A 14,005-nucleotide genomic window follows, 5' to 3' on the forward strand; every position below is an offset into this window, starting at 1 on the left:
AATCGGGCGGCATGAAGGTTCACGTCACGATCGAGTCACCCGTCACGCATGTAGCAGCTCGCGCACGCTTCGAGCGGACGGACCTGGTGGTCGACCCTATCGAGGTGGAGATTGCGGAGATATCGGCGAGCGACGCCACCCCTGCGCTGTTTGCGGAAATCACACCCGACGGCCGACAGCATGAAGATCGACAGGCGATCGACATGTTCGGGAAGGACCCGCGCTTGCCAGTCGTCTCGAACAGCATCGAACTTAAGGGATATGGCGGCGCGCTCTGGGTTGATGCCGCACGCGACAGTCGAGAGCGTTACCCGGATCTCGCTGCCAACAGGCTGCGCGGTAAGGACGCTCCAGAGCTTATAAGCTACGTCAGCGAGGACGGGGCCTCGCTCCCGCCTGGTGGTCTCCTCCACTGGCTTGACGAACACGCAGCCCATCAGCTGCGGAGGAAAGAACTGATCGTCCTTTCCGTCGATGGCCCGGCTGCGATGCCCGGCAATGTGCTGCGTGAGCCCGTAAACGTCCGTGAGATGATCCGCGATGATCGCGAACTGAACCGCGCGACGATGGAGCACTATGTACGCGACAACTTCCTGATCATTGATGGTCGGTTGCACACCCGAACGGCGCCCCCAGGCTACTGGGTCGCGAAAGAACTCCGCGACGTAGCTGTGGGTGTCGAGAGAAAGGCCGCCCCCTTTCCGGGGCGTGTCTGGTTTCCGCTCACAGACACAGAAGCCTTCGAGGCTTTCACCTCCGAGCTGCAAGGCCGCGGCCATCGAAACATCCTGGCGATGGCTCCGGTGGAGATCCACCACGCTGAGCCGGAACTCCTGGCGCTGGACCAAGTCCATCTCGGATACGCTGCTCTGCGCTATGGCATCGCAGGCTGCGGATCGAGCTTCGGCAATCTGCCTGACGATGCTCTCCTGTGCTGGATGGAGCTGCGGAGGGAAGCTCGACGCTGGTCAGCCGTCGATGGGCATGCCCAGCCGCTCTACGACCTACTGGAAAGGCTTGGAGGGCTAATCCCCCGGGATGCCAAAGAAGCGAACGAGGTCTTCGGCGTTCACGCCCATGCGTTGATGGCGCAATCCAAATCGCTCGACCTCCGGGAGCGTGTTGCACCCGAAGACGACCCCGAGCTCGCCGGGCTCCAGATCTAGCGCATTCCGGTAGGCTTCACGCCGACCGCCCGAATGAGCTGATTCACGCTCTCCATAGCGGTGTCAGTGATCAACGGCGTCAACGGCGGCCGGGTTGCCGGCGACCGGCTATTACCCATCGCCTGTGCCATGCCAGGGCTCATCATCAGGTCGATCATCTCTTCGCGGGCGCGGTTCATCTGGTCATACAGACCTGAGCCAGACCGGTAGTTGATGGCGAACTCGGCGTGGTGAGGGAACAGGCACCCGATCCCGGCAATCTCAAGCAATCGCCCGTGCTGATCCTCAAATTCCTTGAGCCGCTCGAAAAGAGCTCTCTGGCCGGCATCCATCGCCTCGACTGGGAGAAGCGCATCCACTTTGAAGACCCAGGTCGTGCCCTCCGCATCGATCGAAAATGGGCAGTCCAGCACCGGATGCTCGATCTCGCCGCTCGGAGTGATTTCCCGCGCCGTCGATTTGCAGCAGGCCGCTCCATCCTGGCCACCGTAATCGTTGCGAACCTCCCCGAAGACCAGGCCGTCGCGCAGCGCGGTGGCCAGCCTACGCTCCGGGAAGTGGGACGCCGGCAAAAGCATAAATCCCATGAGCCCCATGACGCGGTTCGCTGCCGACCACGAACCGGGCGCGGCCGAATTAATCGCTCGCCGCTTGTGGAGCAGCCGCTCCGCGATCGGGATGTCACCAATCATGGGCGAGGAGGCATGCATCGCGATGTGACGGTCCCGATGAAAAATATGCGATGCGAACTTGACGATGGCGACGTTGGCGTCCGGGAAGGCCGAAATCGACCCGAGCTCAAGAGACTCCCGGAAATTCCTTGGCGAGTGGGGGCGCGGCGAACGCGATCGAAGCGCGTACAGCAGCGTGGGATTCTCCGAAAGAGATGTCTGAAGCTCGTCGAGTTTTCGACGGAGCCGAAAGCCTTCTATCGGCTGCCCAGCGCGCAGAATCGCGTCTGCCGCCGCAGCGAGCTCATCGTCGCAAACGCGCATGACGTCGGGAACCCCGACGATGCCTGCGACAGGCACCTTGCCGTTGTCGTCGTTACGACGGCCGATCACCGATTTCCCCTTTGGCGATTCTTGTAGACATCACATTTTCTTCTTCGGAATATGCGTCACGGCGTGCGTCACTCACATATGTTAAAGTCCAGCGCCTCCAGGATCCGACTATCAGTACGCGCTCTATTCAAAGAGGTTCCAACAGGAACCAACCTAATTTTTCGTCGGCGTACAGATAGCTGCGTGAATTATCAACAGCTTATGACCGCCATCCATTGAATGGAGGCGTTTCTCCAGAGAGGTTCTAAACTGACCTTCCCGATAGTTAATATGAAGTGTGACGCAAGTGCTGGCGCGCGTCGACACACAACTGCGGGATTCCACTAGCAAAGCCGCAGCGCGTTCGCACACGCAGCAACCCATCGGCTTGGTAATTTGCGACTGCTCAGTGCAGAATCGCAGCGGGCCAGCATGTTGGAGTCGCCGCGTAATCATGACCGTCTATGTCGACGACATGGCAGCACGGTACGGCCGCATGATCATGTTTCATATGATCGCTGACACAGATCATGAACTCCATGAGATGGCCGATCGGCTCGGTATCGCGCGCCGCTGGTTTCAGGGCGATCATTACGATGTGAGCAAAGGCGCCAGGGAGATGGCGCTTCGAAGTGGAGCGATCGGGATCACTTTTCGCCAGCTTGGCTGCATGGTCGCCAACCGAAGGGATACGGGTAGCCTCGGCGACCCGATGACAGCGGTGGCGCTTCGGCGCCAACTTCGCGCAGAAGCTCGGCACGCACATTCCCTTCCGTTGTAGCTCGCGGCGGAGCTGAGGCCCTAGTCGGCGTGGCAACGGGGGGTAATGCCTCCTCGGGGTGCTTGTTCCAAAAATGTGCGGCGAAAAGCGCAGGTTCTACACCACCGGCGGCTGGGGAGATAAAGCCCGGTCTGGCGGGATCCGCACGCTTGCCTCTGCTTCAGAAATCCAGGCATCGAAATTGGACTGCCGGTCGCGCTTGTAGCTCACGATAACGGTCCGAGCGGGTCTCCCCCGCATCCAGGCCTGAAGATGCGACACGAGATCGATCTCCTCGGCTCCCTCGACAACAATGGCTCCGCTCTCGACCAGCACGATCTGGCTAGGCCCCACAGTCGCAACGGAGACGTCGGACGAGGCGATCCCGTCGATCTTCCCTTCGCAGTCCTCGATATAGCCGCCCTCGGGCCATGCCGGGGGCTCCAAAGCGAGGTAATCCAGCCAGTCGACACCCGCGAGCTTGAGCTTCCCCGCTCGCAGCTCCGCGGCGTTGTCAAAAGGCAGTTCCAGCTTCAGGCCGCGAGCCTTCGCCGCGTCGACCGCGGCCCCGACGTTCGCAAGCGGGATCGAGACAGCAGCTGCGATCGTGTTCCGGCGCTTCATGAAGTCGCGGGCGTATTCGAGGAAGTCGTAATGCCCAGGGATCTGGCACCCCTCTTCCGGGGCCCTGACCCAGCCCGAGAGCACGACGATCTCGTCGGCATCCTCAACCTGGTCCTCCCCAAGATCCTCGACCTCCACACCGCGGAACCGGAGGAGCCACTCATCAACCCAGCGCGATCCGTCTTCCGGCCAATAGCGAACGTCGGCCATAAAGGCCTTCCAGTCCGCCCCTGTCATCTTCAGCGCCATCAACCGATTCCGCCTTCCTGCCCTACGATAACGTCACTCGTTGCTTGAGGCGAAGCCATAGCCTCTCTGGATCCCGGGCCCGGACTGGCCAGTGATGTCCGACGAGCTCCCTTGCGCTCCACCAGGTTCGCTCAAATCCTGTCGAGCCCTCTTGATACGCTTCCGGCCAGACCTCTCTGACCTTGGTCATCGCCGCTTCGAACCCGTAGACCAGGATCTTCGGCCCGAGCTCCTGATACCGGTCTCGCCGCGACGCCATTAGGCCGTTCCGCCGTCGATGAGGTTGGCGATGTCGCGCGCGATCGCGGCCGGCGGCCTCAGCGCAGCAAGGCCATCTGCTATGAGCTTCTCCAACGCCTCTGGAGCCGGCAGCTTCGGATCCAGCTGCGGATAGTCGGGATGCCTTCCCGGAAACAGCACCCGCTCCAAGCGCGCCATGGCACGATCGTGAACGGATCCGGGAAAGCGCCCAATGGACTGCCAGGCGGACCGGCACGCTCCAATTGCTCGGTCGAGTTCCGATTGCAGCTTACGCTCGCGTCGCTCAGCCGCCCTGAGAGCCAGCGCAGCCTCGTTTTCCGGGAGTGCGGCAACCAACCCGTCCAGAAGATCCGCAAGGACGACGGGATCGCAGGTTGAACCACTCCTGACCTGCGCGCTTGCAACGCCGGCGCGCTCGATCAGGTCAATCTGGCGTCCTCGCTGTGCGCGCATCGCTCCGTCCACGCCTTTCATTCCTTGATGGGGGATTTGATCTTGAGGTGAAATTCCTTTGTGTGGATCACTGCGAGCCCAAGCGAGGGGCAAAAGAAGGATCACACCAAGGATCATCATCACGATTCCTGGGAGAATCCTACAATTCGAATTTGCCGGTTCACCGAATTCTTGTGTGCCGGTGCTATCTCCTCCTACAACGCGTATGGTCGACGGAGTGGTTTGTGGTGGGTCGTGATATCGAGGTTTCCTCCGAGGAGCCTTCCGTTGAGCGTCTGACGCGGTCGCAGCCTCTGCAGGCCGGCCAGTACTGGAAGGCGGTCAAAGCAATCCCAGAAGAGGCGATCACTGAGGGCATGGTCCTCCTGATCACTTCGATCCGCTGGGCCCACGACGCTCCGCACACCATCATCCTGCGGCCGCACCCGTCTCACTATGACCATCAGGTCCAGGTTGAGCGAGGCACCGAAGGCAAGAAGCTGCGCCAATGGATCAGGCTCAAAGAGCACCGCTTCCTGCTCGACGACTTCCTCTCTCGCTTCGTGCCCGAGCTCGACGCCGAGGCCATCCGCGAGCGTGAGATCAAGGACGCTCAGCAGAAGATTTTTGACCTCCAGCAGGAGTTGCTGGACGGCCAGCGCGACCCGCTAGTACTCGCGGCGGTCGTCGAAAGTGAGCTCGCCAAGCAGAAGCCGAAGTCGGAGCCGGCCACGGCCGGCGCCAGCGGATCGAAAGCGGTCGCTGTTTCGCCGGCGTCCAGCCATGAACTGAAGCGTGTCGCGACCGGAACGCTCGCTGAGACGCTACAGTCAGGCATCACGCCCGAGAAAATCGAGGCACTCAAGGTCGCGGCTGAGCGCGAACATCAGGTCGCGACGATCAGAGCTAATTGGGTCAAGGACAGAACCGAGAAGATCGGGCAAGCCGTGACCGCGATGACGCCCTATTTCCAGGAACAGGCGGCGGCGGCGCTCGCCAGGACCGAGGACGTCCGATCCTACGTCGCTCGCATGATGACGGGCATCGAGACGCTTGACCTATACGTCGGCAAGAACGTCTCCGTTCGCCTGATCCGCGACGGCCGGAGCGCACCCCGCGACGTCCCGCTGACCTTTGTCCAGCGCAAGCTTCTCATGGACGAGGAGCTGTCTGTTTATCTCGACGTCGACCATCAGTTCGACGTCTCCCGGCAGGAGGAGTTCTTCCGCGCCCTTTGCGAACACGATGGCCTGGTCGAGCAGATTTTTCCGACCGAGCGCTGCGTTCTCGTGATGGCGACAACGCGCCGGCACATCGACTACAGCCACCCTCTGATCAGCGCGGCCATGAATGAGGCCAATGCTGAGGTCTTCATGCTTGTCCGCGACGGCATGCGCATTCACCGCGTCGTCTCGCCGGTCGAGAGCCATCTGGCGACGGCGCGGCTGTTCCCGAACACGGATGACCACAAGGCGATCTTCCGGGGCATCGATGGCTCCAACATGAAGATCGACGACGTCGCCTACACGGACAAGCTCGCCGTTCACGAGGCTCAGGTCCTCCACTACAAGCGCTTCCTGATCCTGGCTTGCGGCCTCGACCATCGCGAGAAGCTCTTCGGCGACTTCTACGAGGGGCCCGCCTCCTTCGAATTTGTTTCGCTCGGGTTCCAGGAGAAGAACTGCCGCTTCCTGTTCGACGACAGCGGTTTGCTGCTCAGCGAAGGCCGTCCGTCGGTGCGCGAGTGGATTAAGGAAAAGAACGCCTTCCTGCGCAGCGGTTCGCGTGTGCTTGTCTCCTGGTACGGCCTCATGACCGATCACACAGCACCGGGGGCCTGCTTCCCGTCTCGAAGCGATCGCGGCTTCGAAATGCGCTATCGGCCGCTTCGCCCTGTCGAGCCGGTGATCGCCTATCGCGATGGCGCCGAGCTCTATGCCAATGCGGAGGTCAGCGGTTACTCCCGTCTGGGCGATGACCGCAGCTTCCAGGCGAAGGTACGCCTCACCAAGGAGGAGAAGCCCTGGGATCACGAGCAGCTCGGCTACCTCTGCCTTGATGCCGTGACCGAGAGTGATCTCGTTTTCTATCTCAACAACCGAGCGTCGCGGTCCGATCACCTCCTGTACATCCGGTTCTGGAAGCACGCGCTGAAGTTCGTGCGTGCCGAAGCCGTGGCGGAAGCCGATACCCGTCGACGCCTTGTCGAGGCGCTGGCGGACGGCAACATCGCGACCGGATCAAAGGCCGAGGAACTCGTGTCGCGGGCCGTCATCGCGTGGCGCGCGGCCCAGCGAGGCGCCACGCTACCGGTGTTCGAAGGTGGCACCCCGCCTGCGGCCTGGAAGTCGCTGCTCGACCAGATGTTCATGCTGGCCAACGAGGGCGACTCAAGGACGGTACAGGCTGAAGCCTTCGTTCGCGCGCTCGGGCTCGCGCCGCTGCGTCTGGTGCTCTCCGGCAATGCGAAGCTCGTCATCTACGCCGCGCCCGCCGAAAGTGAACGTGACGATCGCCTCGTGCCTCACCGGTGGGTTCATCGGATCACGCTTGAGCTCGGGAAGACCAAGCTGATCGAGAAGGCCCGCAGCTGGAGTGTCCTGACGGCTCGCACGGCCGCGGAGACCGTCATCCACCAGTGGCCCGACGCTGAGTCGTGGACCGGCCACCCGGATGTCTTCGCGACCTTCCATCAGAAGGCGCAGTTCCTGGCTCCCGCCGAGGGATGCTTCGACGTCATACGCCGTCTCGGAAAGCCGAGCTCCTTGTGGTTCGAGCACTACTACAAGGCCTGGTCGCTCGAACGCACCAATCTGACCAGGAAGTTGTCTCGTGTCGTCGAGCCGGATTTCGTGCTCCCGATCGGCGTCAGTGGCGCCGCCGGCGACCTGCGCTACGTTTATACCCCTCACGATCCTTACCACCCGGTACCATGAAGCACTTCGAGGGCCTCCCGATCGCCTGATCGCACATTGGTAGGAGCACGGCGGTTCGCCCCAAGCTACTATACCAACCCCAATTTATAGCGTGCTCGCCAGCTGAAATCACGGGCCTTCCAAAGGGCTGACCGAGCAGCGCCCAGGCTGCGTAGACCTCAAGTATCGCAGCAGCCTGGGCGCGGACCCCGGTTCTTCTGACGGTTGGAATTCAAACCTGGCTCAGCGCAAGGGATTGTTAAGGCTTTAGAGCTTAGATTCGACCGTAGCTTCCCCACACTGTTGGTTCCCCTGAGCCTCGGCCATCGATCGGCGCAGCAGAACGTGGCATCACGCCCGCGCCCCGACGCCATCGCTCGATCTAAGCCTGACGCGGTCGTTGTGAACGCGCAATTGGCTCCGCGCTCGCGGTTGGTAGGAATGCAGCTGCCCCCCAGTAACCTACCAAGGCGCTTCGACCCGCATCGTTGCAGCTAGGGAGGGCTGGCGAGTTCGATGGTGGGTATCTGATTTTCCGCCCCCACAATTCCTACCATCTCTGCCCGGTATGCCGTGCACCTCGTACGGAGTCACTCGCCGAGCGATGGTAGGATGGGATGCTTCAATAGGGGCATAAACACGTAGGTCGATCTTCCGAACCTACCATCTGATACCAAACGCACGCGGCGCCGAACCCACCATGCCATGGTAGGTTTCCGCTGTTTGCCCCTATGATTCCTACCAAACACGATCGCTACGCCCTGATCTAGTTCATGTTGTCCAGAAGTGATCGAGCCCACAAGGCGCGCGCTTCTGATTTCCTTCCTCCGCACAGTTTCAACCCGAACCGCTGGTTCGGGCGTGAGATCCTTTGTGTCCGTAACGGAATGTGAACTTGAGCGACCTACTCCTGCCCACAAGCACAAGGACTAGCTCTCTGGTCCTTCCTCCATTCCTTCGCGTCGAGACACCGACGCCCTATCAAGCTGCCTTGCCGTTGCCAGAGCCTCATCCACAACGCCACACGACGATGTCGATGCCGGTTTCGGGCATGCGGGACGGATGGACAGCCCGGGTGCTCCTGTTGAGGCGCCCCGACGACAGCGTCGAGATTTACGTGCCGCTCGTTGAGTACATGTGCGCGCATCCCTATCGATCCGGCACCTGGCAAAACGACGTCGCGCGAGCTGTCGGCCTCTTCTGGGACTATTGCCAGATTTGCGGCCACGACGTCATGGAGGTGGCCAAAGCTGGCGGGAACCAGAACCCTCACTACGCTTTGCTGCGCTCCTTTGCGGCCATGCTTTCCAATGGCAGCGACGGTGAGAAGAACGGGCTGATCTGGGCGCGTACCGGGCGTGATCGCACCGTCAGGTTGATCCGCGCGATTGAGAACTTCGCGGATTGGTGGAAGGACGAGGATCGAGAGGCAAAAATCACGCTACGCCCCGGGCGCCCAGATGACTCGCTCTCGGTCACTGATCTGCTGATCTGGGCGCGCTTGCGAAACGTCTCGATGCTCAAGCACATCGACCGGCCCCATCAAATCCGGCGCGACAGCGTGGTAGATTTTGGTCCCTCACCGCGGGGCATGGGAACGGAGGGTTACAAGTTCTTCCCTGCTGCCCACATCGAGCGCTTGCTTTGGCAAGGACATCTGCGGCCCGGCAAGGAAAGCGAGACCAATCCCTTTCTGAAATACAACGTCCGCGACCAGATGATTGCCCTATTGGATGGCTGGGGTGGCCTGCGCCGCTCGGAGGGCTTGCATCTGTGGGTCCAGGATGTCGTCGAGGAGCCCAAGAAGCCGCAGCATGCGCTCGTCGTCCTGAACCATCCCTCGGAAGCAAGAATCGAGATCCCGGATGGACTGCGGGGCGGAACCGTCCGTGTCACACGGCAGGAGGCTCTTCATCGTCTGTACCAGAGGCAGCCGAGGCACCTGGTAACGCGCGGCCGCTATCACGTCGGCTGGAAAAGCCTCGACCTCAACTCCGACTATCAAGCATTTGTCTACTGGCTCGACGAGCGGGCCGGTGCGCTGTTTTGGGTTCTCTATCTCGGCTACGTCCGCCATGTGCGTCGGCCGATCATGGAGGAGCGCAAGCGTCGCGGGGGCTCCGATCACCCATTCCTGTTCGTCAGCGAAGGTGAAGACCGAAATGAAGACGCCGACGCTTTGATTGGCGATCCATACTCGGCGCAGGCCTACTCGCGAAACCATGAGGCCGCGGTCCGGCGGATAGGACTCCCTCACGCGAAGAACGAAGGCACCACGACGCACGGCCTGCGTCATGGATATGGCCAAGCCTTGGCTGAGCTGGGGATTCCGCCACAGATCATCAGGAAGGGGCTGCACCACCGAAAATTCCTGTCGCAGGTGCCCTACACCGTTCCGACGAAGGAGCGCGTCAACGAGGTGCTGAGCGCTGTCTCTAGAGGCGAACCGATCCCGGCTCCGCCGCTTGGCCATGAAAGCGGCCGCGCGCTGCTCGACCTCCATAATTTTATCACGGGGGGACCGACCCTTGCTTGATCGCGTCGTTCCGAAAACTCCCGAATTAGGTCTGGCCACGCCTATCGGCAACGGCTGGTTCAACCCGCTGACCGACAACTTCGCGATCCTTCCGGAAGACTGGGAGGAGGCGAGCCACGACGTCGATGAAGAGGATCAGCTGGCTCGATTTACCGGTGCGATCACGACCGAAGGCTACCTGCTGGAGGCATTCCAGCTTATTGCCAGCGAGAGCAAGACGCATGGCGAGAAGATCGATGCCCTGAAGCCTCTGTTTGAATTCTGGGAGCAGAAGGCCGCATTGTTCCCCTTCGGCTTCATCTGGGGGCAATCGGCGCTCGGGACGCTATCCGCCCAGCTGCTGCATGAGATCGCCGCTCGAACCGGTGAGCTCCAGGACGAGGCCAAGGCCTCGATCGAGCGTCTTCCGTTCATTGCAAGGAAGACCGGGCGCGACAGGGATAACCACATCGGTGCCATCTACCGCGTCGTTCTGGCGTTCCAGCTGGCATCGACCAATGTCCGGACGATCGACGACGTCCAGCGCGAGCACCTTCTGATGCTCGCAGACATGGTGCGGCCGGCCGGTGTGTGGGCGCCATGGCTCTCTCAGTGGCATAAAACGGTAATCCGCGGCGTCGCAAAGGCGCTTTCAGAGCAACGAGAAGACCCTGGCCTTGGTCAGTCCTTCCTCCGCGTTGGCGAACGGAAGAGGCCCAAGCGAAAGTCGGACACAGCTATCGGTGCGCCCCATCTCCTATGGGTTGACGAGTTGTTCGAGCGCTTCCTCGACAGCCAGAAATTCCTGCAGAAGAAGCAACATCGTCGTGCGCTCGATCTGCTGCTTCTCGGCTTCAAGGCATGCCCGCCAGAGGACGTCGCTGAGGTCGCGACGGCATTCCGCCGTAGCAATATGCAGGCGCTCATGGCCGCCGCGAAAGACTGGAGCACCCCGGACCAACGCCTTCAGTGCCTGTCCAAAATCTTCGATTTCTGCGTCTGGGTGCAGGATGAAAGTCGCGACGAGGATGGTCACCCGCAGATCGCACTCGGGCTAACAAACGCCGACATCGATCGTTTCCGACAGTCTCTTCCAGCCGCCTCACGGTCGTCAGACTCGGAAGTTCGGGCGCGGCCAATGCCGGCGCGATTGCATGTCGAGATGAAAAATCTGATCCGCGAGAACGATTTCGCCTGGCCAAAATCGTTGCTAAAAAAGGATCGCCCCTCCGAATGGATCACCCACATCGACCCGGTCACCGGCGAGGGTCAGGAAGTTTTCTGCGAGGTCCTTCCGCGTCTCTTGCTGCTTATGCTCGACCTACCGCTTCGCAGCGTACAGGCGAGGCGCCTCGACAGCGGCGAGGGTGACGACGAGGCATGGTCCCCTGCGTCTCGCCAATGGGTCGAGAACCCGGGCCCTGCAGCCGGTTACTGGCGAAAGATGGGCGCTCGGAATCGACGCCGCGGCGTTCTAAGGAGAATACCGTCGGCGGGCCGTAACGGCGGGTCGATCACCGGCTTTTATGTGAATTCGAACAAGACCCAGGATCGCAACAAGGAGTTCGACGAGATGTCGGGCTACGAGATCCCGTGGGAGTTTCTCGATGTCATCGAGAACCTCGCGGCGATGCGGGCCTGGCAGGAGCGCTACAATCCAGTTGAGCGGCCGCTGTCGTCTTCGGATACGCCCGTTGGCCTACGCAGCGACGAGGCGTCAGAGTCGGTCGCCGGCAACCTTCCTGATCGGTTTTATCTGTTCAGATATCCGTTGAATGCAGGGTATCGCGGCAATGAGGCGCCTCCGAATTACCAAGCGTTGCATCTGTTCTTCAATCTGGCGCTTGAGGAGCTGGAGCGGCGGCTGAACCTTGAGGACCCGGAAAACCCGATCAAGATCATCACCCGGCGAGAGCCTGGCGGATCTCCGCGGCAGGCCATTTACACGCTTCACGGATTGCGATCGTCGACGATCACCACGCTCTACAGTGAAGGCGTCCCGATCACGATCCTCAGCAAGCTCGTTGCCGGGCATGCAACGATCTTGATGACGCTGAGCTACGTCAAATTCGATCCCTTGCATGTGAGCGAGGTTCTTTCGGCCGCTCGCGAAAAAGCGCTGGCGAACGATACCTCGCAGTTCCGATCGACCCTGCTCAACACGACCTACGAGGAGGCGGCCAAGATGACGGCCCGCCTTCAGGACGATGGACTCCAACAAGCCAAAGGCCTCTACGCCGATGCGAACTCGTGGAGCAGTCCCGATATCGGCATCTGCCCCAACGGCGGCGTGCAATGCCATATCGGCGGCGAGCCGCAGATACGGAAGGGTGGGAAGTCTCATCGGAAGCCCGGCGGGTATCTGCCCGTGCCAGGCGGACCGCGCAACTGCGTCCGCTGCCGCTTCTTCATCACCGGGTTGCCGTTCCTGATACCGCTGGCCGGTCATGCCAATATGCAATCGGCCAAAGCGAGCTCCTTGAGCATTCGGATCGAGCAAAGCCGAGCCCGGCTGAAAGACCTCAAGCGCGAACGTCACGAGCTCTCGACGGCGGGACACGTCATTCCTTCAGGGCTCCGCAAGCGCATCATGGCCATCGAGGCGGAATTGGAGGCGGACAGTGATGCGCGGGACCAGGTCTTCACCGACTTCCACGCGACGCTAACGCTGGTCGAGAAGATACGAGCTATCAGTCGGCAGGACGCAGGCGACAAACTGCCGATGCTGATCAACGATGATGGGATCCCGGAACTGACCGGACGGGAGTCGACCCGGTTCGAGCTCACCGATTCCGTCGTTCAGATGAGCCGCTTCTATCCCTCGCTGGAATCCGCGGACCTCGAACGGGAACGCGACCAGTTCCTCGATCGCATCCTCTACAACGGCGGCTACATCCCCATCACGTTGGGGCCGCTCTCCGCGGAGGAGCGCCGGAAAGCCGCCGATGCGATGTCAGCCTTCCTGCTGACGAAGCTCGGGGCCTCGGAATCCCAGAATCTGATCGAGGGGCACAAGACACTGGCGGATCTCGGACTCCAGCAGCCGCTTGAAGATGTCGTCAGGCGGGCAATCGGGGCCCCGCTGGTGCGCCTAGAGACAAGACCGCAACCTGGTGCGGTCCTTGAGCTGACTGCATCGGAGACAGAGCAGTAAGCCCGGCTCCCTGGGGGAGCGCAAGCGCCGGGTGCTCGCTCAATTTGTCGATTTGTGTAGTGGTGGGAGGCAAGGTTGTCGGACGCAGAAAAGCAGGCGACCCAGGTCGTTGAGGAGATCCTGAAGCGCTTGGTGGAGGCAGCGAGCACCGACACCGTGCGGGTCAAGCTTCGGAACCTCAACGAGGCGTGCTCGCATCTGATTATGAACGGCAAGCAGCGGCTGACCGTTCCCTTGGTGCTGTCGACCTATGCCGCGATGTTCCCTGCCAAGGACCAGTCGATCGCCGAGTCCTCCATCCGCAACAAGCGAGGAGGAGCGAACCCCTATCTAGAGCTCTATCGCGCCTGGGAGGACGCCGGCGAGGTCATCCTCGCGCGCCCACGGAAGATGGGAAAGGCGAAACCAGGCGAGATCATCGATTACACCGAGCTCAGCTCAATCCCGGACCCGACCCTTCGGCATCAGGTCAAGCTCCTGATCGCGCAGAATACAAGTCTGAAGAGCCAGCTCGACATCGTCAGGCAAGTGAAAAACGCGCCTACCATTACCCTGGTCGCGACGCCTGGCACGCCACCTCCGGGCTCGCAGAGGACTTCGCTCCCGCAACTCGCCGAGAGTGAGGTCGAGGCCATCCGAGACTTCGTTGCCGAACGGAAGCTGAAATCTCGCGGCCTTGCCGAGCACGAGGACGGCAGCGTCACCACCCGAGACGGGCGTGATCTGGCCGATCCCGGCTTCGTCAGCGCGCTGCGCAAAATCCTCGCGATCGCAGAGGGGCCGCAGTGAAAATTCCGGAATCCCGGGACGTCCGCGCACACGACCCCATGACTTCGATCTGGAAAGTGACAGGCTGACGTTATTCAAGAATTTGGACGTCTATCTT

At 61.3% G+C, this 14,005-nt stretch carries 9 protein-coding genes; 6 read left to right on the forward strand and 3 right to left on the reverse strand.

Annotated features, from left to right (window positions below):
- Window positions 1-11 precede the first annotated feature (11 nt).
- Window positions 12-1,166, forward strand: coding sequence for a hypothetical protein (locus OCUBac02_RS26585; RefSeq protein WP_173050910.1), 1,155 nt, complete (start codon window positions 12-14; stop codon window positions 1,164-1,166).
- On the opposite strand, the gene OCUBac02_RS26590 is transcribed toward OCUBac02_RS26585, so the two are convergent.
- Window positions 1,163-2,230, reverse strand: a complete 1,068-nt coding sequence (locus OCUBac02_RS26590) for a hypothetical protein (protein ID WP_173050912.1) — start codon at window positions 2,228-2,230, stop codon at window positions 1,163-1,165. The two genes, OCUBac02_RS26585 and OCUBac02_RS26590, sit on opposite strands and share 4 nt — an antisense overlap.
- Before the next feature lie 433 nt (window positions 2,231-2,663).
- Between OCUBac02_RS26590 and OCUBac02_RS26595 the strand changes: the two genes are divergently transcribed.
- The gene (locus tag OCUBac02_RS26595) at window positions 2,664-2,990 is read left to right on the forward strand and encodes a DUF4031 domain-containing protein (protein ID WP_173050914.1); all 327 of its coding nucleotides are present in this window, start codon (window positions 2,664-2,666) and stop codon (window positions 2,988-2,990) included.
- Window positions 2,991-3,086: 96 nt separating this feature from the next.
- Here OCUBac02_RS26595 and OCUBac02_RS26600 read toward each other — a convergent pair whose 3' ends face one another.
- Window positions 3,087-3,842: a hypothetical protein gene (locus tag OCUBac02_RS26600; protein ID WP_173050916.1), complete on the reverse strand. Its 756-nt coding sequence runs from the start codon at window positions 3,840-3,842 to the stop codon at window positions 3,087-3,089.
- 258 nt (window positions 3,843-4,100) lie between these two features.
- Complete coding sequence (locus tag OCUBac02_RS26605) at window positions 4,101-4,556, reverse strand: hypothetical protein (protein ID WP_173050917.1); 456 nt, start codon at window positions 4,554-4,556, stop codon at window positions 4,101-4,103.
- On the opposite strand from OCUBac02_RS26605, the gene OCUBac02_RS26610 reads away from it, so the two are divergent.
- The 4 genes from OCUBac02_RS26610 to gmtX all read left to right on the forward strand — a co-directional run bounded on the left by OCUBac02_RS26610 (window position 4,547) and on the right by gmtX (window position 13,908).
- Window positions 4,547-7,471: a hypothetical protein gene (locus OCUBac02_RS26610; protein WP_173050919.1), complete on the forward strand. Its 2,925-nt coding sequence runs from the start codon at window positions 4,547-4,549 to the stop codon at window positions 7,469-7,471. The two genes, OCUBac02_RS26605 and OCUBac02_RS26610, sit on opposite strands and share 10 nt — an antisense overlap.
- 1,009 nt (window positions 7,472-8,480) lie before the next feature.
- Entirely contained in the window at window positions 8,481-9,986 is a 1,506-nt protein-coding gene (locus OCUBac02_RS26615) for a tyrosine-type recombinase/integrase (protein WP_173050921.1), read from the forward strand.
- Window positions 9,979-13,119 (forward strand): VPA1269 family protein, encoded by a 3,141-nt coding sequence (locus OCUBac02_RS26620; RefSeq protein ID WP_173050923.1) that lies wholly within the window; start codon window positions 9,979-9,981, stop codon window positions 13,117-13,119. The genes OCUBac02_RS26615 and OCUBac02_RS26620 overlap by 8 nt, the downstream gene beginning before the upstream one ends.
- Window positions 13,120-13,194: 75 nt before the next feature.
- Window positions 13,195-13,908: a gamma-mobile-trio protein GmtX gene (gene gmtX, locus OCUBac02_RS26625; RefSeq protein ID WP_173050925.1), complete on the forward strand. Its 714-nt coding sequence runs from the start codon at window positions 13,195-13,197 to the stop codon at window positions 13,906-13,908.
- Window positions 13,909-14,005: the final 97 nt, after the last annotated feature.

The sequence above is a fragment of the Bosea sp. ANAM02 genome, from assembly GCF_011764485.1.
Lineage (GTDB): Bacteria > Pseudomonadota > Alphaproteobacteria > Rhizobiales > Beijerinckiaceae > Allobosea.